This is a genomic window from Streptomyces sp. NPDC050211, assembly GCF_040656035.1.
Classification (GTDB): domain Bacteria; phylum Actinomycetota; class Actinomycetes; order Streptomycetales; family Streptomycetaceae; genus Streptomyces.
The window spans coordinates 55,177-77,959 of the sequence record NZ_JBFALC010000008.1 but is presented as its reverse complement, the minus strand read 5'-3'; the positions used below and the strand labels follow the sequence as shown (position 1 = coordinate 77,959).

20 protein-coding genes and 2 pseudogenes are annotated in these 22,783 nt (G+C 68.3%); 16 read left to right on the top strand and 6 right to left on the bottom strand.

Features of this window, described 5'->3' with window-relative positions; translation table 11 throughout:
- The first annotated feature begins 68 nt into the window (after positions 1 to 68).
- Genes AB0I98_RS10960 through AB0I98_RS10945 form a run of 4 tightly spaced genes read left to right on the top strand, consistent with a single transcriptional unit; the run spans position 69 to position 4,738 of the window.
- Complete coding sequence (locus AB0I98_RS10960; protein WP_362938519.1) at positions 69 to 1,601, top strand: anchored repeat ABC transporter, substrate-binding protein; 1,533 nt, start codon at positions 69 to 71, stop codon at positions 1,599 to 1,601.
- On the top strand, positions 1,601 to 3,109 hold the full coding sequence (locus tag AB0I98_RS10955; RefSeq protein ID WP_362938516.1) for a TIGR03773 family transporter-associated surface protein: 1,509 nt from the start codon (positions 1,601 to 1,603) through the stop codon (positions 3,107 to 3,109). Before AB0I98_RS10960 ends, AB0I98_RS10955 begins: the two co-directional genes overlap by 1 nt.
- 37 nt (positions 3,110 to 3,146) lie before the next feature.
- The gene (locus tag AB0I98_RS10950) at positions 3,147 to 3,869 is read left to right on the top strand and encodes an anchored repeat-type ABC transporter ATP-binding subunit (protein WP_362938886.1); all 723 of its coding nucleotides are present in this window, start codon (positions 3,147 to 3,149) and stop codon (positions 3,867 to 3,869) included.
- Positions 3,866 to 4,738 carry an anchored repeat-type ABC transporter permease subunit gene (locus tag AB0I98_RS10945; RefSeq protein ID WP_362938513.1) on the top strand — a complete coding sequence of 291 codons (873 nt, stop codon included), beginning with the start codon at positions 3,866 to 3,868 and terminating at the stop codon, positions 4,736 to 4,738. The genes AB0I98_RS10950 and AB0I98_RS10945 overlap by 4 nt, the downstream gene beginning before the upstream one ends.
- 22 nt (positions 4,739 to 4,760) lie before the next feature.
- Here AB0I98_RS10945 and AB0I98_RS10940 read toward each other — a convergent pair whose 3' ends face one another.
- From AB0I98_RS10940 to AB0I98_RS10925, 4 genes are all read right to left on the bottom strand, one after another.
- Entirely contained in the window at positions 4,761 to 5,081 is a 321-nt protein-coding gene (locus AB0I98_RS10940) for a transcriptional regulator (RefSeq protein WP_362938510.1), read from the bottom strand.
- Positions 5,078 to 5,569 carry a hypothetical protein gene (locus tag AB0I98_RS10935; protein ID WP_362938507.1) on the bottom strand — a complete coding sequence of 164 codons (492 nt, stop codon included), beginning with the start codon at positions 5,567 to 5,569 and terminating at the stop codon, positions 5,078 to 5,080. Before AB0I98_RS10935 ends, AB0I98_RS10940 begins: the two co-directional genes overlap by 4 nt.
- A 201-nt stretch (positions 5,570 to 5,770) precedes the next feature.
- Complete coding sequence (locus AB0I98_RS10930) at positions 5,771 to 6,637, bottom strand: GNAT family N-acetyltransferase (RefSeq protein WP_362938504.1); 867 nt, start codon at positions 6,635 to 6,637, stop codon at positions 5,771 to 5,773.
- 76 nt (positions 6,638 to 6,713) lie between these two features.
- Positions 6,714 to 7,187, bottom strand: a complete 474-nt coding sequence (locus tag AB0I98_RS10925) for a pyridoxamine 5'-phosphate oxidase family protein (RefSeq protein WP_362938501.1) — start codon at positions 7,185 to 7,187, stop codon at positions 6,714 to 6,716.
- A 534-nt stretch (positions 7,188 to 7,721) separates the two neighbouring features.
- On the opposite strand from AB0I98_RS10925, the gene AB0I98_RS10920 reads away from it, so the two are divergent.
- The 7 genes and pseudogenes from AB0I98_RS10920 (at position 7,722) to AB0I98_RS10890 (ending at position 13,707) form a co-directional block, all read left to right on the top strand.
- Positions 7,722 to 7,925 carry a cold-shock protein gene (locus AB0I98_RS10920; protein WP_014670069.1) on the top strand — a complete coding sequence of 68 codons (204 nt, stop codon included), beginning with the start codon at positions 7,722 to 7,724 and terminating at the stop codon, positions 7,923 to 7,925.
- A gap of 405 nt (positions 7,926 to 8,330) precedes the next feature.
- Positions 8,331 to 8,912, top strand: coding sequence for a hypothetical protein (locus tag AB0I98_RS10915; RefSeq protein ID WP_362938498.1), 582 nt, complete (start codon positions 8,331 to 8,333; stop codon positions 8,910 to 8,912).
- 420 nt (positions 8,913 to 9,332) lie between these two features.
- Positions 9,333 to 10,238 (top strand): nuclease-related domain-containing protein, encoded by a 906-nt coding sequence (locus tag AB0I98_RS10910; protein WP_362938495.1) that lies wholly within the window; start codon positions 9,333 to 9,335, stop codon positions 10,236 to 10,238.
- 45 nt (positions 10,239 to 10,283) lie between these two features.
- Positions 10,284 to 10,496: pseudogene (locus AB0I98_RS10905) on the top strand (site-specific integrase); the annotation flags it as partial.
- 342 nt (positions 10,497 to 10,838) lie between these two features.
- Positions 10,839 to 11,513, top strand: coding sequence for a DUF2637 domain-containing protein (locus AB0I98_RS10900; RefSeq protein WP_362938492.1), 675 nt, complete (start codon positions 10,839 to 10,841; stop codon positions 11,511 to 11,513).
- Between the two features lie 551 nt (positions 11,514 to 12,064).
- The gene (locus AB0I98_RS10895) at positions 12,065 to 13,348 is read left to right on the top strand and encodes a recombinase family protein (RefSeq protein WP_362938883.1); all 1,284 of its coding nucleotides are present in this window, start codon (positions 12,065 to 12,067) and stop codon (positions 13,346 to 13,348) included.
- Complete coding sequence (locus AB0I98_RS10890; protein WP_362938489.1) at positions 13,237 to 13,707, top strand: hypothetical protein; 471 nt, start codon at positions 13,237 to 13,239, stop codon at positions 13,705 to 13,707. Before AB0I98_RS10895 ends, AB0I98_RS10890 begins: the two co-directional genes overlap by 112 nt.
- Positions 13,708 to 14,048: 341 nt before the next feature.
- Here the strand turns inward: AB0I98_RS10890 and AB0I98_RS10885 are convergent, their stop codons facing one another.
- The gene (locus AB0I98_RS10885) at positions 14,049 to 15,176 is read right to left on the bottom strand and encodes a DUF4185 domain-containing protein (protein ID WP_362938486.1); all 1,128 of its coding nucleotides are present in this window, start codon (positions 15,174 to 15,176) and stop codon (positions 14,049 to 14,051) included.
- 142 nt (positions 15,177 to 15,318) lie between these two features.
- Positions 15,319 to 15,525, bottom strand: a pseudogene (locus AB0I98_RS10880) (ISKra4 family transposase); the annotation flags it as partial.
- 344 nt (positions 15,526 to 15,869) lie between these two features.
- On the opposite strand from AB0I98_RS10880, the gene AB0I98_RS10875 reads away from it, so the two are divergent.
- The 5 genes from AB0I98_RS10875 to AB0I98_RS10855 all read left to right on the top strand — a co-directional run bounded on the left by AB0I98_RS10875 (position 15,870) and on the right by AB0I98_RS10855 (position 22,781).
- A complete protein-coding gene (locus tag AB0I98_RS10875; RefSeq protein ID WP_362938483.1) occupies positions 15,870 to 16,556 on the top strand; it encodes an alpha/beta hydrolase in 687 nt (228 codons plus the stop codon).
- A gap of 69 nt (positions 16,557 to 16,625) precedes the next feature.
- Positions 16,626 to 17,852, top strand: coding sequence for an acyl-CoA dehydrogenase family protein (locus AB0I98_RS10870; RefSeq protein ID WP_362938480.1), 1,227 nt, complete (start codon positions 16,626 to 16,628; stop codon positions 17,850 to 17,852).
- A 78-nt stretch (positions 17,853 to 17,930) separates the two neighbouring features.
- Entirely contained in the window at positions 17,931 to 18,575 is a 645-nt protein-coding gene (locus AB0I98_RS10865) for a TetR/AcrR family transcriptional regulator (RefSeq protein WP_362938477.1), read from the top strand.
- A 679-nt stretch (positions 18,576 to 19,254) separates the two neighbouring features.
- Complete coding sequence (locus tag AB0I98_RS10860; protein ID WP_362938474.1) at positions 19,255 to 22,008, top strand: AAA family ATPase; 2,754 nt, start codon at positions 19,255 to 19,257, stop codon at positions 22,006 to 22,008.
- A 254-nt stretch (positions 22,009 to 22,262) separates the two neighbouring features.
- A complete protein-coding gene (locus AB0I98_RS10855) occupies positions 22,263 to 22,781 on the top strand; it encodes a (2Fe-2S)-binding protein (protein WP_362938471.1) in 519 nt (172 codons plus the stop codon).
- The last annotated feature ends 2 nt before the right edge of the window (positions 22,782 to 22,783 follow it).

Genomic DNA, 22,783 nt, shown 5'->3' with positions numbered 1-22,783 from the left:
GGCAGCGACCCGGTCCGTCGTACGCGGCACCGACGTGTTCAGACGTGTTCGACAGAAGGAGGAGCCCCATGCGGGGCCACCCCAGACGCACCACCGTCGCAGCCGCGCTGGTCGCGGCGAGCGCCCTGCTCTCCGGGTGCAGCGGGCTTCAATCCGGCTCGTCCGACGCGGAGTTGACCGTGTCGACGACCACCGCGATCATCGCCGACCTCGTGACGCAGGTCGGCGGCGACCGCGTCGACGTCACCTCGATCGTGCCGCACCACGGCGACCCGCACTCCTACGAGCCGAGCCCCGGCGACGCGGCCAAAGTCGCCAAGGCCGACGTCGTGTTCAGCAACGGTCTGCTGCTCGAAGAGCCCGGGATCATGAAGATGGTCCACACCAACGCCCGGAAGTCCGCCCCGAAGATCGAGATCGCCGAGAAGCTGGAGCAGCACGGCGGCACGGTCATGAAGCTGGAGGAGGACCTCGGCCTCGACGTCCTGTGGCTCGGCTGGGCCGTCGAGGGCGAGGTCGAGGGAGACGGTTCCCAAGTCCGTACGACCGCCACGAAGGTGGAGGGACCCGGCGAGCTGCGCGTCTACCTCACCGACACGCTCGGCCGGCCCAAGGTGTACGTCGACTCCGCCGACGGCCTCGACGACGCGGACTCCTTCGCCCTGCCGCCCGAGGCGCACACGCACGTCAACTGGGCGTTCAGCGAGCCCGGCACGTACCGGCTGACCGTCGAGGGGCGGACCGAGACGCTCGACGGGAAGAGCGCGGAGATCGGCAGCGGCACCTTCACCTTCACTGTCGGCGACGACACCGAGGCGCCCGAGGGCGCGAAGGTGCTCGACGGCGGACACGCCGACGTCGCGCTCAACGCCGAGACCGGGAAGGTGTACGTCCGCGCCGACGACGAGACCAGCGGCGAGCCGGCCCGGCTCGCGGCCGAGGACGTGGTGCTCAACGTGCCCGACCGGGCCAAGGGGACCGTGCCGAAGGAGAAGGCGTACTCCTTCCTCGGCCAGGCGGGCGACGAACTGTGGGTGCTCCCGCAGGCCGTGATCGGCAAACACGTGCACGGCGACCTGGACCCCCACGCCTGGGAGGACGTCGCCAACGCGGCGGCGTACGTCCGGCGGATCGAGGCCGAGCTGATCAAGGCCGACCCGGACGGCAAGGCGACGTACGAGAAGAACGCCGCCGCGTATCTGAAGACCCTCGCCGCCCTCGACGAGGAAGTCGCCGACAAGCTCGCCACCGTGCCGGAGAAGAACCGCAAGCTGATCACCACACACGACGCCTTCGGATACCTGGCGAAGGCATACGGCATGGAGATCGCGGGCTTCGTCGTGCCCCTGCCGAACCAGGAGCCGAGCGCGGCCGAGGTGGAGGAACTCGGCACCACCATCCGGGAGAAGCAGGTCCCGTCGGTGTTCCTGGAACCGAACCTCGCGGCACGCGCCGACGTGCTGCGCCGGGTAGCCGAGGACGAGGGCGTCGGCATCTGCACGATCTACGGCGACTCGTTCGACGACAAGGTCGACGACTACGTATCGATGATGCGGCACAACGCGACCGAGCTCGCCAAGTGCCTGGGGGAGGACGCCTGATGAGGAGCGCGCGGAGAATTCAACGGATCGCCGTGGCGGTGGTCCTCGCGGCCACGCTGGCAGGGGGCGGGATCGCCGTCGCGGACGACGGTACGGCAGCCGGGACCGGACTCGGCCGGATCGCCTACGGGGGAGGGGCGCTGACCCTGGATCCGGCGGACCGGGCCCATGTGATCGAGGTCGGGGGTGCGCGGGTGGCCGACGCGTCGGCGCCCGGGTGGGACACCACCGGTGTGCCCGAGGGCGCGGTCGTCGGGGACGCGGTGCGGTGGTCGCTGAGCGGGCTCGATGGGCCGGGTGAGCTGAAGGTGTACTCGGGCGACGAGGGCGTGCCGCTGTTCGACAGTGCCGACGAGCTGCCTGACGAGCGCGAGCTGCCGGCGGGCCAACAGGGGGACACTCGCTGGGAGTTCAGCGAGGAAGGCACGTACCAGGTCATCTTCACCGCGGAGGCTACGGCGGCTGACGGGCGGGAGCTGTCTGTCGGGACCGTGTACACGGTGGTGGTCGGGGCGGCGGACGGGGAGGACGGGGACGGGGACACGGCTCCGGAGGCGCCGGTCGCCGACGAGGGGCAGACTCCGACGGCCGCCGCGAACGCCGTGCCACAGGCGGCCGAGACCGAGCGGCGCACCGCCCTGGCCGCCACCGCAGCTTCCGCTGACGTCGCGTCCGATACGAAGGTCCTCGACGAGGGGCACATCGACTTCGCCGCCCGTGTGGTCGACGGCAAGCTGCAGATCCACGTCAAGGACGGCACGGTCTCAGGGAAGACCACCTGGCGCGAGCCCTCCTCCGTGGTCCTGCACATCAAGCCCGCCGCCAAGAACACCCTGCCGGACAGCGAGGAGTTCGCGTTCCTCGGCAAGGGCGGCGACCCGGTGTGGCTGCTCGACCAGGTGCAGCAGGACGGGCTGCTGTGGCCCGGCTGGTCCACGGACAACATCGAGGCGGGGGCGACCAAGGGGGGCGTGAAGTTCTCGCTCACCGCGGTCGAGGGCCCGGGGACCTACGCGCTCTACACCTACGACGCGATGTCGGGCGCCGACGTGCTGTTCAACAGCAAGGACGGGGTGCCGGACTCCTTCGACGTGGCCGCCAACACGCACGCGCACGGCGGCTGGGCGTTCACGAAGGAGGGGACGTACCGGCTGACCTTCAAGATGAGCGGCACGCTGGCGAACGGCACGAAGGTGTCGGACACGGAGACGGTGACGTTCGTGGTCGGCGACAGCGACCCGTCGGCGGTCAAGCCGGGGGACGGCGGGGGGAAGGGGGGTTCTGGTAGCTCGGGGGACTCGGGCTCCTCGGACTCGACTGGCTCAGCGGCCTCTGACACAGACTCCGACTCCACGGGCGGCTCCTCGGCGGACGGCTCCGACGACGGCTCGATGGCCTCCACCGGCGCGGGTCAGGCGCTGCTGCTGGGAACCGCGGCCGCCGCGCTCACCGCCCTGGGTGCCGCGTCCGTGCTGGCCGCCCGACGCAGGAGGACCGCACGTGGCTGACAGACCGGCCGACGGCGTGCCGGACAGCCCGGGCCCGCTGCTGCGGGTCGCGGGCGCCACCGTCGTACTCGGCGGGAGGGTTGCCCTGGAGCGGGCCGATCTTTCCGTCGACGCGGGCGAGTTGGTCGGTCTCATCGGCCCGAACGGCGCGGGCAAGACGACGCTGCTGCGGGCCGTGCTCGGGCTGGTGCCGCTGGCCGGGGGAGAGGTGACCGTGGAGGGCCGGACCGGTCGCCGGGCCGGGCAGCGCATCGGGTACGTACCCCAACGGCACGAGTTCGCCTGGGACTTCCCCATCGACGTCGCCGGCGCGGTCCTCACCGGCCGCACCCGTCAGACGGGCTGGCTGCGCCGCCCGGGCGCCGCGGACCGGGCGGCCGTGGCCGAGGCACTGGAGCTGACCGGACTCACCGAGCTGCGCCGGCGCCCGATCGGCGAGCTCTCCGGAGGCCAGCGCCAGCGGGTCCTGGTGGCCCGCGCACTGGCCGCCGGACCGCGCATCCTCCTCCTCGACGAGCCGTTCACCGGCGTTGACGTCCCCACCCAGGACCTGCTGAACGAGCTGTTCGGCCGGCTGGCCACGGAAGGCAAGGCACTGCTGATGACCACCCACGACCTGGCAGCCGCCGCCCGCACCTGCCACCGGGTGGCGCTGATCAACCGCACGGTCGTGGCCGACGGCGGTCCCGAACTCCTCGCCGACCCCGACCAGATGCTGCGGGCGTTCGGCCTGGACCGCGCGATCGGAGCCGTAGCGTGATCGAGTTCCTCACGGATCCCTGGCAACTCCCCTTTATGCAGCGGGCGTTCGCCGTGGCCGCGATCATCGGCCTGGTGTGCGGTGTCGTCGGCGTGTACGTCGTGCTGCGCGGCATGGCGTTCATCGGCGACGCGGTCGCCCACTCCGCGTTCCCGGGCGTCGCGCTCGCCTACGCCTTCGAGGGCAACCTCCTCCTGGGCGGCGCCGCGGCGGGCATCACCACGGCCGTTCTCATCGCCTTCGTCTCCCAGAACCGACGGCTGAAAGAGGACACCGTCATCGGCGTCTTCTTCGCCTTCGCCTTCGGACTGGGCATCGTCCTGGTGTCCACACGCGACAGCTGGACGACCGACCTGTCCTCCTTCCTCTTCGGACAGGTCCTGGCGGTCAGCGCCTCGGACGTGTGGACGGTGGCAGCCATCGGTGCCGTACTCGTGCTCGTCGTCCTGGCGATCGGCAAGGAACTGGTCGCCGTCAGCCTGGACCGAGAGACGGCGCGCGCGGCGGGCCTGCCGGTGTTCCGCCTCGACCTGGCGCTCTACGTCGTCGTCACCACGACGATCGTGATGTCCCTGGAAGCCGTCGGCAACATCCTCGTCCTCGCCCTCCTCATCACCCCCGCCGCCACCGCCCGCATGCTCACCGACCGGCTGTGGGCCATGACCCTGCTGGCCTCGCTCATCGGCTGCGCCGGAAGCGTCGCGGGCCTCTACGTCTCGTACGCCTACGACCTCGCCGCCGGCGGCTCCGTGGTCGTGGTCCTCACCGGCGTATTCATCCTCACCTGGTGCGTGGCCCCTCGCCACGGGCTGCTGGCGAGGCTCATCCGCCGCCCCGACCGCGTGGCCCTCGCGGCCGCAGGGAGGTGAGGCCCACCGGCTCCGGTCCTGGTCAGAGAGCCGGATCCGACGGCCCCACGATCGCCCGCAGCGCCGCAAGGTGCCCCCGGTAGGCATCCCGGCCTCGCCGGGTCAGTCGGAGCCACACGCGCTGGCGGGTGTCGCGGACGGCCTTGCGCTGCTCGACGTAGCCGGCGTCCATCAGCACGGTGACGTGCTTGCTCAGCGCGGAGGCGGAGAGGTCGAGTTGCTTCTGGACCAGGCCGAACTCCGCCTCGCCCGCGGTGTCCAGGAGGGCGCAGATGCGCAGACGGTTCGGGGCGTGGATGGTGGTGTCGAACCCCCCCAGCAGGTCGTGGTTCTCGGCGCTCACGCGGTCTTCCGGTGCAGACGGACGAAGGCGACGTGGAAGCCGACGGACACGGCGGCCCCGATCACCGAGGCCGCGATCAGCCAGACCGGCCGCCCCGTGACGCGGAACGCGAACGCCGCCCCCACCAGCAGCACGGGCAGGCCGACCACGAGCGGCACGGTCGCCCGCTTCGGCAGCACGTCGAAACGCAGCGCCACCCCGGTCTTGGCGCGCCACTCCTTCCCCGCGACAGCGAAGAGCGCCAGGTACACCGCAGTGATCGCCAGCATGATGCCCATCCAGGCGGAGCCCGGCAGCAGCCAGTCCGAGTCGGCCACGACGCCTCCGTAGACGATCGGGAGCGCGGCGACATAGAGCGTGAGCGTGATGAAGAACCAGTTCGGCCACGGCGTGGCCGACAGCGCCGCGGCGGAGGCCCGGACGTGCTCGGTATCCGCCAGGGCGGAACGGGCCTGTTCTGGTGTCAGCCGCACTCCGTTAGTTTCCATGACGGAAAGAGTAGCGGTTGGTTTCCAGTACGGAAAGGGGAGAGTTTCCGGTACGGCAAGTGGCCGCTCGGGCAGCGGGGACTCGCACCGGGCTGGTCCAAGGAACGGCCAACTCCTCAATCAGACGGCCGAGATGACATGACAACCCGTCCAACCCGTGTGGCCGTCGGCGCGTCACAGCGATGGCCGGCTCGCATGTCGCTACTCGGCGGGCTCGGCGGGCTCGGCGATCAGCGCGGTGGCTACGCGGCGGAAGCCGAGCCGGGCGTAGATCCGGGCGACGTCGTCATCGCCCGCAGACAAGAAGACGGTCTCGACGCCTCGCGAGCGTGCGTCGGCTATCAGCGCCGCGGTGACCGCGAGCGCAAGACCCCGGCGGCGCGCGGTCGGCAGGGTCCCCACCCCGACGATCTCACTGACCGCCCCCACCGGCTGGTGCTGACCGGCACACAGCGCCATTCCGTCGTCCACAGCGGCGGCAACGCAAGTCAGGCCGGCCAGGATGCGTGCCGCCGCACGTTCCACCGTCCCGTCATCGGCGCGTTTCCGCACAGCCTCACCCAGCTCCGCCAAGCCGGCTGCACCGACACCGGTTCCGGGATCGGCGAAGGCCAGATGAGGGACGGCCAGCGCGCTGGGCAGCACGGGATCGTCCGGTCCCACAGTCCGCACAACCATGCTGCCGGCCAGACCTGGCACGACGGGGACCGGCACGAGGGGGGTCGACACATCAGAGCCGAGCACCATCAATGGGTGTTCGTGCACCACAAGCCCTGTCCGCTCAGCCGCGGCCCGCAGCCCAGGTGTGGTCTCGGCAACCCACTCGAAACTCTCCGGAACGCCCAACTCCCGCTGCCGGGAGCGCACCCGGGCCACATCCGCCGCACTCACCGGCCCGGACCACCCCAGCACGGGACGTGCGTAGAAGGGCCAGCCCTGCCCCTCCCGGACGAACAACCGCAGCGGCCCAAAGTCCTCGCCCCGAGCGCCGGAGCGTGGCACCGCGTCGTAATACCGCTCAAGCCGGTCCAGCAGTCCACGACCACGATCAAGATCCACAGACGTCACGCCAAGCATCCAAGCACCAGCCCGCGAACCACTGCCACCGCATTACCGTCCGGCTACAGCCGTCCTGACATTCGAACTACGCCTGCGCCACCGCCAGCCACACCCCGTCACGCATGACGACCCTGCCCCGCAATTCCGGTTCTCCGCGCCAGGCGCGCACCGTCCGCGGCGCCACGCGCAGGTACAGAAAGGGCGCCTCTTCCATTCGCGGATCCCAGCCGAACTTGCCCGCGAACGCATCCGCGGCACCCTTCGGCACCTCCCGCGCGGGATAGCACTCCGCCTCCCCTTGCAGCAGCACCACATCGAAGGTATCCGCCAGAGCCAGCCGTACACGCGGCTCCTCGCGCACGTTGCGCGCCGTCGCCGACCCCGCACCGGTACACATCCACACCGCCTCCCCGTCCCACAGGAACCACAACGGCGCCTGATGCGGACCGTGTTCGGGGTGGCCCGTCGACACCCACATGTCACGCTCCGCCCCGAGCCGTTCCAGCACGTCGCGCCTACGCTCTGCCACGTCGCGACGAATGATCTCCGCAGATTCCATGACCGCCGACCTTAACCAGCACGGCCACGGTGCACATGGGGCGCAGGTCCTAGGTCCGAGCGCTGGTCCCGGGCGCCCCTGACCTGGCTGGGCCACAACCTCAGCCACGGCATCTACCTGCGGCACTACCGTTAAGGCTCTGCGGCCGTACCCACTCGTCGAGACCGCCGTCCTGCTCAGAGGCCGACGAGTCCGCTCGGCATCGCGACGCTGCGGTGAGTACCCCGACGGCAGCCACCTCCACGACGTGGCCCAACAACCGACTGTGGATCGACGTGTGCGACTCCGGCGGGTCCAAACGACAGCCGATGCCAGGCGTGGACCGACAGGGCGGGCGTGATGCTGCCGTGTTATCCCTAGCGGCTGCCGCTACGCCGGTATAGCGTGCTGATTCAGCAGTCGTGGTTCCGAAGTCCCGTTCGCCCGTGATCGCAATCACGGGCGTTCTTGCTGTTCAGCGCCTCTCCGGACCAGGGCGATCACCTCCCGGGCTTGCAGGGTGCGAGTCCGGCTTTCCCCTCGAAGGAGACAGTCATGGCCAAGGGCACAGTCAAGTGGTTCAACAGCGAGAAGGGCTTCGGCTTCATCGAGCAGGAGGGCGGCGGCCCCGACGTCTTCGCCCACTACTCCAACATCGCCAGCCAGGGCTACCGCGAGCTGCAGGAAGGCCAGAAGGTGGAGTTCGATGTCACCCAGGGCCAGAAGGGCCCGCAGGCGGAGAACATCCGCCCCGCCTGATCCCGCAGCCTCGGTAAGGCCCGGCTTCCCTTGGGGAGCCGGGCCTTACCCCTACGGACGGGCCATTATGGCCGCGATCCGATCGGCGTCCTGACATGCGAGGTGCCCCGATGAGCTATCGGCGGCAGGAGCTCGCGATACGGGTGCGCTGGGATGGGGACAGGGTGGAGAACGGTGCCTGGAACTGGCGCTCAGAGGCGGATCGGGCAGTGAGCGCGACCATGTGCTCGGGGAGCTGACCGACGCCCTTCCGGGACGGGCCCGCCGGCCCCCTGGTTTGTGGGCGCGACCGAGAGCTGGCGACGGCCCCCACACGCCCCACGAAGGACTTCTATTGCCAACTCACTCGGGAAACAGAATCTTCTGTGCAGTCGCACGAAAGGTTGCGCCAGCCATCCTTGCGGCATGCGCGAGCTGCGACGAGAGGTGCCGATTCGTGACGGAACGCGTACGCGAAGCGCTACACGGCACGAACTGCTGCGACTGCTCTCCCCTGCAGCGTCACTGCCAGACTTCTCTGTGCTCGACGCCTCATTGTATGTGCAGGAAACGATCAGACACGAAGTTTGGGGCTGGCATTTCTATGGGCGAGTAAAGCTCTATATCGAGCAAACGATTGACGCTTCATCGTTCTTCCCTGAGCATGGAATTAACGGATTGGTCGACGCGTACAACGGAGGAATCTTGACTGATTCCTTCGAGGGTGCGGTTCAGGCTCCTACATTCTTTCAACCTGGAACTTCGGGAATCGATTGGCGCTCAGATGGGGTCATCGCTCACGGGCCAACTGTTCTCGATGTAATCGTCTTTCAGGACGACAAAGGTAGAATTCCCGAATCGTTGCTTTCGGCGAACGAGTTCAAGCTAAGGCTCTCCTTTGGTGTGGCTGGCGCAGACCGTGCCATCAACCTCGCAGTTGAACTCTCTGCGCCGACGGTCACCGAGAAAGCCGATAGCCGGAAGCTCCAGGCTATCCGCACCAATTAGTCATAGGTCGGTGGAACGACTTTGGCCTGGAGCTGCTTTGGCGCGAGTGATCATGGCCCCGTAAGCTTCCGGCGAGTCGGGCAGTCTGTGGACCTGCCCGTTAAAGCACGACGTTGGGGCCATGATCTTCAAGGCTCGCGCCAAAGTAGCTGGCTATAGTCGTGGAGCCGACCGACCCAGCCACAGCGGGTTTTCTCTCGTCAGCCCGCATGCACGTAGCGCGCCGCCTTGGCGCGGTCAGCCGGGGCGGAGACAGAGGCAGGCCGCGCCGTCGAGGCGCCGCGCGCCCGAGTCGTGCGCGGGCCTTGATGATGTAGGGAATCTCTGACCGCAAGGCGTTCTTGCCGGGTGCCTGGTCGGCTGCTGCCATGTGCGGGGACGACACACGTACTTGAGGGCGGGCCAATGACTGATCTCACGGTGAACCCGTGGAAGTGGCACGGCAAGGATCGGCTGTATGTGAACCTGCCGGACGGAACTGCCGTTGCATGGGCGGACCGTCTGACCAAGGTCATCACGATCAAGGTGGAACAGTACCGGCGTGAGGCCGTGGCCCTGCTGCGTGAACACCTCGGCGACTCGGCGACTGTGCATCCTGCGTCGCCACGCTCCGGCACGGCGTCTCCGGCGCCGTCTGTGAGATCTCCCCGACAGCCTGAGCCGTCTGCCTCGACCCCGCGTGATCGACCGGTAGCCCTTCCCGAGCTGACCGTCGCCGACGACTTGGCGGAGAACCGGCCGGGTGCTGCCGTGCTTGAGTCGATCGCTGCCCGTGGGCCGTCGCCGGCTCAGCGGCTCTGGGCGAAGGCGCTGCGTCGTCCTTCGGAGTGGGACAGCTGGTACACCGGGCTTGAAGGTGAGCGACGCGTAGGCCGGGAGCTGCAACGCCTCTCCAGTCATGGCTGGAAGGTCCTGCACGGCGTGCCCAAGGCCAACGGCGGGGACGTCGATCACTTACTGATCGGGCCCGGCGGTGTCTTCACCATCAACACCAAGCATCACCAGGGCGCTTCGGTCTGGGTCGGCGACACCATGGCCAAGGTCAACGGTGGTGAGCCGGTGCCATACGCGGCGGCTAGCAAGGCCGAAGCTGCTTACATTCTGCGGGTGTTGGAGCGGTACTGTGGGTTCTCTTTGCCCGTGGAACCAGTCCTCGTCTTCGTCGGCGTCGCTTCGCTGGACCGTGCTGCCACGCAGTACACCGTGCGGATCTACCAGGAACGTGAGGTGTCGGCGCTTGCTCTCCTCTCCGGCAAGCTCACCCCCGACCAGCTGGAACGCGTATATGCCGTCGCGCGGCACCGACGTGCGTGGCTCCGCTCCTGAGCGATGGCGTCCCGTGGGCCGGGGACCGGGTGCCGGTTCCGCCAGGCCGTTTCGGCCTCGCCGCCCGCCGCTCGCCCGTACGATCTCCGGCACTCGGCGCTGTCGACCTGGCTCGACTCTGGCGTCGACGCGACCGAGGTCGCCGAGCGTGTGGGCAACAGCGTTGAGGTCCTGCTGAGCCGCTACGCGCAGTGCATCGACGGCCGACAGGAGATCGCCAACTGCAAGATCGAAGAGCTGTTGCGCGAGTACGAGTGATCGCGTGTGAGTAGCGTGTGAGCCTCGCTAGGCTTCAGGCCCCTGGATCTGTCCGGGGGCCTTCGCCGTTCCCGAGGGCTGACCAGGGACGATGCCCCAAGATCCTGTCCACGAACAGTCCACGGACCCCGACATAGGGCCGCTCAGGGCTGCATACGCTTGCACATACGCGAAGACCCCGCACACAGCGAAGTCGCTGGTTACGGGGTCTTAGGGCACCTCATACAGGGTGCCCCCGGCGGGGCCACATGCAGATAGTTGCAGGGCTGACCAGCGGTTTCTTGTGGGGCGGCTCATGGTGAAGGGGCGGTTCTGTCCTGCGGCTTGGGGCGGGGCGGCGGGATGAACGAGTTGGGTACCGAGGCTGTTACGGGTCGGGGCCCGCGTCGGACGGCGAGGCGCGGGTCGCCTGATCTTGATGCGTGGTTGCGCTGTGGCTGTGCGTTGGTGGTCGCGGGGGTGGCGGCGTATGCCGCGTATGTTCATCAGCGGGAATTCGCGCTGCAGGGTGGTGCGGATGAGGTGAGCGCATCACTGTGGCCGTTGTCGGTGGATGGGTTGTTGCTGCTGGCGACGGTCGGCCTGCTGAAACCTTCCGCTAGTGGTGGCCGCCGGGCGCGGTACGCGGTCTGGTTGGCCTTTCTGCTGGGGATTGCGGTTTCTCTGGCGGCGAATGTCGCGGCTGCGCCTGTGCTGGCGTGGAAGCCGGTGCTGGTGGCGGGGTGGCCGCCGGTCGCGTTGTTGCTGTCGGTGGAGCTGCTGGCGCAGCGGCCGGTTGGTCGGGTGGAGGCGGTGCACGTTGGCGGTGAGGACGCGGCGGGCGATAGCGGCAGCGAACCGGTCCTGGGTGATCCGTTGTTGGAGCGTGCTCGGCGTGTGGATGCCCGGCATCGGGAGCTGCATCAGCGCCCGGTCTCGGCTGAGTCGCTGCGTAGAGAGCTGCGGATCGGCGCGGACCGGTCGAGGCAGTTGGTGGCTTTGGTGCGGGCGAGCCGTAACGGCGGCGTCCGAGATTGAGTGCCGACGTCTCACGACTGCCGTGCGGACCGTCGATGCCACCCGTTTGGAGCGGTTTTTTGTAGGGCCCGCGGCGAAGAATTGCAGTAGCTGAAGGTCGATAGGGGCATCCGGGTGGCGCCGGGTGAGGGCGGTGTTGCTGGGCACCATCGGGCCTCGGGTCTTCCGTGTGGGGCGCGGCACCGCTTCTGGATGGCAGGTGCAGTTCGGATGCGTGGTGGCTTGCGCCTGGGTGGTGGGGGAGGTGGCGATGGGTGGGTAGCCCAGAGGCGATTCAGGTATGGGCCGCCTCGCGGCGCGCGGATGGCGCAGAGTCACGTCGCTGGCATGGCGATCCTTGTTTCGGCGCGAGCTCGGCAGGGGTTCTGGTGGCGTGGGTGGGGCGGACGTCGACGTTCGATCAGCAGGATCCGACGTTGTCGTTGCCGAGACAGCTACGGGCGTGTCAGCGGGCCCTGCCGGAGGGTGCGGTCATCACGGCCCACTTCTATGACGTGGAGTCCGGGCGTGCGGAGGTTGCCGACCGCGGTCGTGGTATCGGCCATGAGCGGATGGAGATCCCTGTGCCGCGGGATGGTGGTATCGGGGCGCTGTTGCGGGAGGCGAGCCGTCCGGAGCGGCGGTTCGATGCGGTGATCTGTGAGTCGATCGACCGGATCGCGCGGCACACGGATCTCGCAACGGAGGTTGAGTACCGACTGGAGCAGGCCGGAGTGGTGCTGTGGGCGGCGGATGAGCCGATCCGGGCAACTGGCTGGAGCCGAAGGGGCCGCAGTGCCACGGAGGTGTTGATCCGGAGGGTGAAGCAGGGGGTGGCGGAGTGGTATGTCACTGAGTTGCTGGAGAAATCCTGGGCGGGTTTCGAGATCCATGCCGAGCAGGGCTTCAACGTCGGCAAGCCCTGCTACGGCTATCGCGCCCGGAAGGTTTCGCACCCGGTGCCTGCGCGGCGGGCCAAGAGCGCCTGGAAGACGTTGCTGGAGGTGCATCCGGTGGAGGGGCCGGTGGTGTCCCGGTGCTTTGTCTGGCGGGTGGCGGAGGAGCTCGGATACCGGCAGATCGCGGACCTGCTGAACGCCGATCTGCTGGCCTATCCGCCGCCGGTCCCGGTGGACGTCGGGCGGGCGGCGGGACGGTGGACGCGTTCCAGTGTCCGGGAGGTGCTGACGAATCCGAAGTACACCGGGCACATGGTGTGGAACCGGCGGGCTCGCAAGGGCAACGGCCGGAACCGCCTCAACCCGGTGGAGGAGTGGGTGTGGTCTACCACGCCGGCGCATGCGGCGCTGGTCGATCTGGAGACGTTCGTGCGGGCACAAGAGGTCGCCGAGCGCCGCCAGCGCTCGCGTGGCGCCCCGGGCGCGAACCGGCACCGCAGACCAGGCGCGTCTACCGGCTGCGCGGCTATGTGTTCTGTGTCCTGTGCGGCCGCCGCATACAGGGCAAGCCGAGCGGACGGACCGCCTACTACGTGTGCGCGCCCAAGGCGGAATACCGGCCCGAAGGGCATCCGCCCAGTATCTGGATGCGTGAGGACGCGCTCTTCGACCGGCTCGCAGACTTTCTGTGCGTCCACGTCTTCGGCACGGCACGGCGTCAACTCCTCAAAGCCCACACGGAAGTTCTCGATACGGAGCAACAGCGGGAGCGGCAACACCGGCTGGTGTCCCTGCGGACGACCGTCGCGGACTGTGCGGCCAGGAGCCGGCGCCTGGTACAGAACATGGAACTTCTGGACCGGCCCGACCCGGGCCTCATCCACGAGCTCGCGGCGCGTCATGCCGAACTGCGTGCGCAGCAGTACACCCTCCGGCAACAACTCGCCGCCGAGTTGAAAGCGGAAGACGAACACGAGCGGCATCGGGCGGGGATGGGTAAGCCGCTCAGCCAGGTTCCGGTGGCACCCGGCCAGGTGTCCTGCCTGCCGGACGAGCTATCCCGCGCGCTCTTCGATGCCGTGCGCCTGACGGTTCGCTACGACGGCCGAACCGGCGAAGCCGTGTGCAGGATCGTCCTCCCCTTCCCTGTCACGAATGAAGCGCTACACCACATCGAGGACACCGACGCACGTCCCGTCCGATGCGAAGTCGCTGCCGTGGACGCGGCGGATGCCGAAGCGGTACGGCAGCAGCAGGCCCAGGCGTTGGTGAGGGTACTGGGCTGGCTTGCGGGCCAAGGGGGAGACGGGACGTAGGCTCGGACGAGGCATGCTTTGGGGGTTCATCCTTTGTGCGACGGGTGCGGCTCTTCTACAGGGAAGGGTTGACCTGGGAGAACGCTGATCTGGGGCATCGCCGGGAAGTCTGTCCCATCGGCGCGGCCTACGGCGACGCGTGTCTCGCCGCCGTAGGGACCGGCCTCGCCGCGGAGCCGGACATCGCCGCCTCGAACCCGGTGGTGCACGCCGTCCCGCCGCCGACTGCGAGGAGCTCTCGGCATCTACCGCGCCCTCCACCCCGCCACATGCGAGGCCGCCCACACCCTGGCGGCCCGACAGCGCGGGTCGTCATGACCGGATTGACCCGGCTGACCGGGTCACGGCCACATGCCCTGGATGCGGAACTGCATGACGCGGTAGGGCCAGCCGTCCTCGCTGTGCCACTGGCTGACCGCCAGGTGCAGGTCGTTCAGGGTGGAACCCGGGATGAGGTATCCGCCGTAGAGCTGCGCGACGTGCGTGTCGTCCTCGTTGCCCCAGTCCGCGCCCCAGAGCAGGGTGTGGCGGGGGGCGACGGTGAGGTCGGAGGTCGGGGTGTCCATGATGATGGCGTCGATGCGGTAGTCACCCTTGTTGAACCAGGTCAGGATCCACTTGCCCTCCGCGTGCACCGGGCGCAGGCACAGCTCGCCGAATTGGCCCGCCAGGATGGGCGTGGCCGGGTGTCCCGCATCCGGGTCCCCCCAGGCCCACGCTCCGTTCACGAAGCCCCAGGTCTCGTACGCCGCCGGGTCGGCGATCGCCTCGGCGCGGACCCGCTGCATGATGATCGGCTTGTCCCGCTGGAAGCCGGTGGAGTAGATGTACACGTACCCGTCGCTGCCCAAGCTCCAGCTGAGCTGCTGGAACATCCCGCCGAGCGCGTCCGCGGGCCACTGCGCGCCGGTGTAGACCCAGGTCGCGCCGAAGTCGTCCGAGCGCCACAGCTGCGTCCGTACCACGTTGCCCAGATCCCCGTTGTTCAGGATGACGTGCAGGTAGGTGGTGGTGCCGATGGTGATCCCATCGGTGGGCAGGATCGTGGTGTACTCACCGTTGTTGTGCTCGTAGGGCCACAGCTGCTGCGCGCCCTCGCCGGCGGGGCCGGCCGCGCCGGACCAGGTGACCCCGGCGCTCAGGTCCGTGGTCGTGGAGTACAGCGCGGTCGGGGAACGCCACCAGGCAGGCTGGCCGTCGACGCCCTCGCCGACGCCCAAGCCGTCGAAGCTGTCGCCGAAGAAGAAAATCAAGCGGCCGTCGGCCGTAGGGACGGGGATGCCCAGGTCGGTGGACGTCATGCGGAGGGGGCCGTCCGTGAGGCCGGGCCCGGTGAGGTCGGCGACTTTGTTCACCCGCAACTGCCGCGGGCTGGGCGACGCGGCCCGGGCGGCAGCGGGGGCAAACGCCCCCAGCCCGCCCGCGACGACGGCACCCGCCGCGGCCCTTAAGAACGTAGCTCGTTTCATGTTGCCTCTTTCCTCAGCTCTATCGTGCGGTCAGCCCGTGGCGGGCCCGTGGACACTCCGGGGGACTTATACGGCCGCCCGGACCGGTTATCACGATGAAAGGCCAGACCCGGGACCCCTCCCGAGCGAGTGACGGTCGTATTCAGGCGGTCAGGCGGTCTTCCTGCTGGTCAGGGGTGGGGTAGAGCCGCTGGTGTTCGCGGGCGGTGTGGCAGCACCAGTAGGTGTCGAGGTCGCCGTTGGCGGTCACGGTGCGGAGTCGGAGGACGGCGTCGGCACCGTGAAGGCCCCAGCGGGCGCCGGTGATGTCGAGGCGGTCGGCGATCAGATGTCGGCAGGCGCCCCCGACCTCCGTTGTCCGTGGACGGGCTTCTGCTCCTGGCCACGGTCGGCCTGCCGAAGCCCACGGCACCCCGTACGCGCCGGCGCGCGGCCCGGTGTGGTCCGCCTTCCTGGTGGGGGTAGCGGTCTCGCTGGCCGCGAATATGCACCACCGGCCGGCGTCGCGTACCGCCGGCACCTCCTGAGACCCGCCCCGCAGGCCGTCCTCATCCCTTCCGCCCCGTACCGTTTCTCGCCGCGCTGATTCGTCGGACGTTGCGTTGGACAGTGTGTCCGATTGACTCTAGGCTCTTGCGTGCGGGCGCTGTTGGGTGCCTCACATCGCTGACCGATCGTGAAAGTGGACTATCCGTGGTTGATGGGGCTTCCCGCCCGACCCTGCTCCTGGTGCACGGGGCATGGCACGGCGCGTGGTGCTGGGAGAAGCTGACGTCGGTGCTGCAGGCCGAGGGATGGCGGACGCGAACAGTCGATCTGCCCAGCTCCGGAGGGCTGACCGGGGTAGAGGAGGACGCACAGGCAGTGCTGGGAGAGCTGGAGCTCATCGACGGACCTGTCGTGGTCGTCGCGCACTCCTACGGCGGCATACCCGTCAGCGAGGCCGTGGGCCGGGCGGGGAACGTGGCGCGCATCGTCTATCTGGCGGCGTTCCAACTCGATGTCGGCGAGAGCCTTCTGGGGTTCTACGGCGCACCGGTGTCACCGGAGCCGGGCGGCACCGAAGCCGTGCCGGAGGATCCGGTCGCACTGTTCCACGGAGATGTGGCCCGGCCCGAAGCCGAGGAAGCCGCGGGGCGGCTGGTGCCGCAGAGCGCGAAGTCCTTCGGTGACGCCCTGACACGGGCGGGCTGGCACACCATCCCGTCGACGTACATCGTGTGCGAGGACGACCTGGCCCTGCCCGCGCAGAGACAGGAGGTACTGGCGGCCAGGGCCGGCGCGGTGCACCGGATCGCGAGCGGCCACTCGCCGTTCCTGTCGCAGCCGGTGGAGCTTGCCGCCCTCCTGGCCAAGATCGCGCTCGGCTCGGACAGCTGAGCCCGAGGCCGCGGTCCCACGCGGTCACACACCCCAGACGAATCACCTGGCGCACAGAAGGAGCACGTGGTGAACAACACCAGCCGAGAGGACCGGGCGGATGCGCTGTCCGAGCAGGTCGAGAAGGGGGGCGCGGCTGAGCTCGTGGAGCGGGCCGTCGCCCTGGGGCCGCTGCTGCGGGAGCAGGCGGTGCGCGGCGAGTCGGACCGCGCCCTACCGGCGGAGACCGTCGATGCCCTGGCTGACGCAGGCGTCTTCCGGCTCCTGACCCCCAAGCGGTACGGCGGTCATGAGGCCGACCTGCGCACTCTGACCGAGGTGTCGGAGGCTCTCGGGGAAGCCGACGGCTCGGCGTCCTGGGTCGGGACGATCATCGCGGTGACGAACTGGCTGACGTGTCTCTTCCCGGACAAGGCCCAGGAGGAGGTGTTCGGGGCCGATCCGGATGCCCGCGTCACGGGTGTGGCGGCGCCGACGGGCCTGGGGAAGCGCGTGCCGGGCGGCTGGCGCGTCAGCGGAAAATGGTCGTACAACTCTGGTGCGCCGTACGCTACTTGGGCCGCCGTCGGTGCCCTGCTGCAGGGCGAGAGCGGAACGGTCGAGGACCAGGCGCTCGTCCTTGTCCCCGCCTGCGACCTCAGCATCGAGGACACCTGGCACACCGCGGGAATGAAGGCGACCGCCAGCAACACCCTGATCGGGCGCGACGTCTTCGTCCCCGAGCACCGGGTGCTGTCGGTTCCGGCGGCCGCGGAAGGCGTTTATCCGCGTTCCTTCCGTGACGAGACGCTGTACGGCTCGACATTCGGACCCATGCTGCTGCTGTGCCTGGTCGGGCCGCTGCTCGGACTGGGGAAGGCGGCCATGGACCTGGTGGTGGAGGCGGCCGCGGCGAAACCGCTGTCGTTCACCGTCCACGGCCGGCAGGCGGACTCGGTAGGCGTCCAGATACAGCTGGCCGAGGCCGCACTGAAGCTGGAGACGGCCCGCCTGCACACCTACCGAGCCGCGGACGAAGTGGATCGATCCGCCCGCGCCGGCGCAGCTTTGGACTACGCCGCACGTACTCACATCAGGGCCCGGGCGGGCTTCGCCGCACAGCAGGTGGTCGAGGCGATCAACACGCTGCTGAACGTGCACGGAGCGTCCGGATTCGCCGACAGCGCTCCCCTTCAGCGCATCTGGCGTGACGCCAACGTCGCGGCACGCCACGCCGGGCTGGTCCCGGCGGTAGGCCTGGAGGTCTACGGCAAGTCACTTCTCGGCCTCAGCGAGCGGGTGAGCCTCATGGTCTGAGCCCGGGTCTTGGCGAACCCCTGACCTGCGATGAGCCTGGGCATACGGCCCGGCCGACCGGTTCCCTAGGATGCCTGTATGGCTTCCACTACTCGACGACCTTCCAGCGCGGCCGACCGGCGGGCGGCCCTCGAGAAGCGGATTCTGTCCGTGATCGGGGAGTGTCTGCGGGGTGGTGTGACCTATACCGAGCTGAGCGTGGAGCAGATCGCGAACGCCGCGGGGATCTCCCGGTCGACGTTCTACCTGTACTTCCGCGACAAGGTCGACGTACTGCTGCGGCTCAGCGGCTCGCTCAAGCAGGAGAGCTTCGCGATCGCGGCGTCCTGGAGGCCGACCGGCCCCGGCGGCGGCGTCGACGGCCTCGCCCGTACGTACGAGCTCATCCTGCGGCATTACCGTGAACATGCGGCACTGCTCGCAGCGATCACTGAGGTGGCGGCGTACGACCCCCTGGTCCGAGAGACGTGGACGGTCGACCAGGATCGCTTCATCGACAACCTCGTGACCATCCTGAAAGAGGAGCAGCGGTTCGGCCGGACCCCGGCGGACATCGACCCTCAGCTGGCGGCCAAGGTGATCGTCCAAGGTGGCAGTCAGGTGATCGCCCAGCAGGTGTCGAGCAGCGACGGCGCTGACGACGCCACCGTCGCCCGCGAGTTGGCCCGCGGCTACTGGTACGGCGTCTACCGTCGGCCCGAAGTGGACCCGACTGAAGGCTGACGGTACCGCCGTTCGGCCGGACGCCGGTCGACAGCGCGGCGGTGATCCGTATACGGGTGGCCTGCGGGCCGCACGTGGGTAACAGAGTTGCCGGCCGAAATGGGTAGTCGGTGTGGCACGACCGAATTTTGTTTCAAGAGAATTTATTCACTGTTTCGCGATGTTGCCAGGACGCCTGGAAGGGCCACCTTGTCTGGGCTATCGAGATGACTGGGTGCTATAGACGCGGCGCTTTATGGGACATGCCAAGAGCGCGGTGGTTGGTGCCGGTGATCGCTGGTCACCGGCATTGCAGGCAGGTCATCGGCTCACTCGACTCCGGGTTGTCGCGTGATGCGGAATCTCGTCAACCTCTTCTCTGAGTCTGCCAGTTTCCGGTCGTCGTGACTCCGGACTGCAGCTACAGTGCCGTTTGTACCGGAGAGATTGGGCTCTGGTGCACAGCGGCTGCCGCGCGGCGTTTTTGAGGGAAGGTATCGAGGTGGAGTTCCTAGTTGCCTCCTTTATGTCGACCCACGATCGGTCGGATGTCGGTGCGTCGGCGGCATGAGCAGCTGGAGAGTGCACCCCAGCACCGAGACCGGGTTCACCGACAGGAGGTAGACGCGTGCCGAGGTGCTCCGGACGCAAGCGGTGGCTTCTTGGGTCCACCCGAAGTCGATCGAAAGGCTGACGGCTGGTGACGCAGTCGCGTGTTCCCGGACGCAGCCGTGAATGCGAGCGGCTTGAAGAGCTGCTCGATGCCGTGCGTGGTGGTGAGAGTCGGGCGTTGGTTGTCCGGGGAGAGCCGGGCGTGGGTAAAACCACGCTGCTCGAGTATTTGGTTGAGCAAGCGTGGGGGTTTCACATAGCTCGCGTCACGAGTATTCAGTCCGAAATGGAACTGGCTTTCGCTGGACTGCATCAGCTGTGCACCCCCATGCTGGACCGGCTTGAAAAGCTGCCGCCTGTGCAACGCGATGCGGTCAGTGGGGCGTTGGGCCAGGGCTCCGAACGTGCGCCTGATGGCTTTCTCGTCGCCTTGGGTGTCCTCGGCCTGCTCTCCGAGGTCGCCCGGGACCAGCCGTTGCTGTGCGTGGTGGACGATGCCCAGTGGCTTGACCGTGCCTCCATGCAGACATTGGCATTCACGGCGCGACGCCTCTTTTCTGAATCGGTGGGCATTGTCTTCGCGGCCCGAGTGCCGGACGATGCGCCGCCCGGCACCGCAGAGCCGGTCGGCCTCCCCGAGCTGCTGATCGAAGGACTGCCCGATCGTGAGGCGCGGGCTCTGCTGCGCTCCGCACTGTCCGGCCCGTGGGACGAGGAAGTGCTGGGGCGCATCGTCGCTGAGACGCGGGGCAACCCGCTCGCGCTGCTGGAACTGCCGAAGATGTCCACGCCGGTGGAACTGGCCGGGGGTTTTGGCCTGCCGAGCGTCCTGCCGGTCAGGGACCGGATCCAGGCGGCTTACCTGCAGAGGATCGCAGGGCTTCCGCCAGAGACGCGGAGAATTTTGCTGGCCGCAGCGGCAGATCCAACTGGCGAACCGGCACTGCTCTGGCGCGCGGCTGAGCAACTGGGGATCGACATTGAAGCGTCCGCCCCGGCCATGGCAGCCGGTCTGGTCAACATCGATGACGGGGTGAAGTTCTTTCACCCGATGGTTCGTTCGGCCGTTTACTGGGCTGCATCGCCCGAGGAGCGGCGTAGCACGCACCGTGCGCTGGCAGACGCGACGGAACCAGGAGCAGACCCGGACCGGCGTGCCTGGCATGCGGCGCACGGCGCTTCCGGTCCCGATGAGGCCGTTGCGGCAGAACTCGAGGACTCGGCAGGACGGGCGCGGACGCGAGGCGGGGTTGCGGCGACGGCAGCATTCATGACACGAGCAGCGGACTTGACCCCTGATCCGGCCCGCCGTCAGGAGCGGGCACTGGCTGCCGCGCGAGCCGCGCACGAGGCGGGGAACCCCGACATCGCCCTGCGCCTGCTGTCCCTCGTCGAAGCAGGCCCTCTCGATGAACGACGGCGTGGTGAAGTGGACCTGGTGCGTGCTCTGATCGCGTTCACCACAAACCGGGGCAGTGAGGCTCCCGCTCTGTTGCTCAAAGCCGCGAGCCGGCTCGCGGCTCATGATGTGGCACTCGCCAGGGATACGTATCTTGAGGTCATCAACGCGGCGATCTTCGCCGGCCCTCAGGCCTACGGCGACGGGCAGTACAAAGCCGCCAGGGCGGCACGCGTCCTGGCGACCCCGCATCCCCCTCGTCCGGCCGATCTCCTGCTCGACGGGCTGGCGGAACGGATGATCGAAGGCCATGTCGGTGCAGTGCCCAGCCTGCAACTGGCCCTGGGTGCCTGCCGTGGGCCGGGTCTCTCCCCGGAGGACGGCCTGCGCTGGTTGTGGCTCATTTGTGTGACCGCCGTGGGGCTGTGGGACCACGAGACGATGTCCCTGCTGGCTGCCCGCCATCTTGTGCTGGCCAGGGAGGCCGGGCAGGCCGCAGTGCTCCCGTTGGCACTGACCATGCGCTGCGTGGTGCATGTACTCGACGGCGAATTGACGGAAGCCGCGTCGCTGGCGGAGGAGGTACAGACCGTCTCCGAGGCGGTCGGAACGGCTGCACCGATCTACGGCGCACTCTTCGTCGCCGCCTGGCGAGGGCGCGAAGCGGAATGCCTCGAACTGAGCAAGCGTGCCGACGAAGGGGCGAGCCGTCGGGGCGAGGGAGTCGGGCCGGTGGTCAGCGGGTGGGCGAGAGCCGTGCTGTACAACAGCCTCGGCCGGTACGCGGAGGCGGCGGAGGCGGCGGACATGGCCACTCGGGATTACCGCCTCCTGGAGATGGGCATCCCGATCTGGTCCCTTGTCGAGTCCATCGAGGCAGCCGTCCGGCAAGGCACACCCGACCCCGCGCTCGCCGCCCTGGACCGCCTCGTCGAGGTGACCCAGCCGAGCGGCACGGACTGGGCCGCGGGCATCGAAGCCCGCTCCCGTGCCCTCCTCAGCGAAGGTGCAGAGGCCGAAAGCCACTACCTGAACGCGATCGACCGGCTCAGTCGCACCAGCATCCGTGGAGAACTGGCCCGCGCCCACCTCCTCTACGGTGAATGGCTACGCCGCAGCAGACGCCGTCAGGCGGCACGCGAACAGCTACGCATGGCCCATGAACTCTTCGCCGCGATGGGTATGGAGGGCTTCACTCAGCGAGCGGCACGTGAGCTGGCCGCTACCGGTGAAAACGTCAGGAAACGGACCGTCAGTACTAAGAGCGAGCTCACTCCCCACGAGACTCAGATCGTCAGATTCGTTCGTGAAGGTCTCACCAATCCAGAAATCGCAGCCCGGCTTTTCATCAGCCCGCGCACTGTCGAATGGCATATGCGTAAGATTTTTACAAAGCTCGGGATAACTTCCCGTAGGCAACTACAAGCGCATGCCCCGTCGTAGTAGGCATGGTCCCCCGTCGAACGGTGCGGCTTGGTCCTCGTGCCTGCTCCGGCCGTTGCCGCGACCGGTGACGGCCTCCACCCCCAGGGACTCGACCAGTGTCCCACCCGGGTTCGACTGGCCGTCCCGCTCAGGAATAGTTGTCGGCGTCCCAGCGGCAACCGAGATCCTGGGAATGCATGCAATAGCCGCCGGACTTTTGGGTTCTTCTCTCTGTCGTCGACGATGTCTCCTGGATTCAGAATCGAGGCGCTATGAAGCAGAAAGAAACTGAGATACGCCTATCTGGCCAGTCTTCCTCTGAGCCGCCGCAAGTCGATATCACGCTGAATGTCAACGGCATCTCCCGCTCCCTCCGCATCGACGCACGCGTCACGCTGCTCGACGCATTGCGTGACCGCCTGGGCCTCACCGGCGCGAAGAAGGGGTGTGACCAGGGCGCGTGTGGTGCGTGCACGGTGATGGCCGACGGGAAGCGCGTGGTGTCGTGTCTCGCACTGGCCGCCCAGTACGAAGGGCGAGAGATCACCACCGTCGAAGCCCTGGCCGCCGACGGCGAGTTGCACCCCGTCCAAGCGGCCTTCGCCCGACACGACGCGTTCCAGTGCGGCTACTGCACCCCCGGGCAGATCATGTCCGCTGTCTGCCTCATCCGGGAGGGGCGTGCGACCTCTGATGAAGAGATCCGCGAGTTCATGAGCGGCAACATCTGCCGCTGCGGCGCCTACCCGAACATCCGTGCAGCCATTCGCGACGTGACAGCGGAGAGTTGACG

Coding starts and splice junctions, on each gene's coding strand:
- AB0I98_RS10960 (WP_362938519.1), top strand. CDS start 69: ATGCGGGGCCACCCCAGACGCACCACCGTCGCAGCCGCGCTGGTCGCG.
- AB0I98_RS10955 (WP_362938516.1), top strand. CDS start 1,601: ATGAGGAGCGCGCGGAGAATTCAACGGATCGCCGTGGCGGTGGTCCTC.
- AB0I98_RS10935 (WP_362938507.1), bottom strand. CDS start 5,569: ATGGAAACTAACGGAGTGCGGCTGACACCAGAACAGGCCCGTTCCGCC.
- AB0I98_RS10925 (WP_362938501.1), bottom strand. CDS start 7,187: ATGGAATCTGCGGAGATCATTCGTCGCGACGTGGCAGAGCGTAGGCGC.
- AB0I98_RS10920 (WP_014670069.1), top strand. CDS start 7,722: ATGGCCAAGGGCACAGTCAAGTGGTTCAACAGCGAGAAGGGCTTCGGC.
- AB0I98_RS10915 (WP_362938498.1), top strand. CDS start 8,331: ATGCGCGAGCTGCGACGAGAGGTGCCGATTCGTGACGGAACGCGTACG.
- AB0I98_RS10900 (WP_362938492.1), top strand. CDS start 10,839: ATGAACGAGTTGGGTACCGAGGCTGTTACGGGTCGGGGCCCGCGTCGG.
- AB0I98_RS10895 (WP_362938883.1), top strand. CDS start 12,065: ATGGAGATCCCTGTGCCGCGGGATGGTGGTATCGGGGCGCTGTTGCGG.
- AB0I98_RS10890 (WP_362938489.1), top strand. CDS start 13,237: ATGGAACTTCTGGACCGGCCCGACCCGGGCCTCATCCACGAGCTCGCG.
- AB0I98_RS10885 (WP_362938486.1), bottom strand. CDS start 15,176: ATGAAACGAGCTACGTTCTTAAGGGCCGCGGCGGGTGCCGTCGTCGCG.
- AB0I98_RS10865 (WP_362938477.1), top strand. CDS start 17,931: ATGGCTTCCACTACTCGACGACCTTCCAGCGCGGCCGACCGGCGGGCG.
- AB0I98_RS10855 (WP_362938471.1), top strand. CDS start 22,263: ATGAAGCAGAAAGAAACTGAGATACGCCTATCTGGCCAGTCTTCCTCT.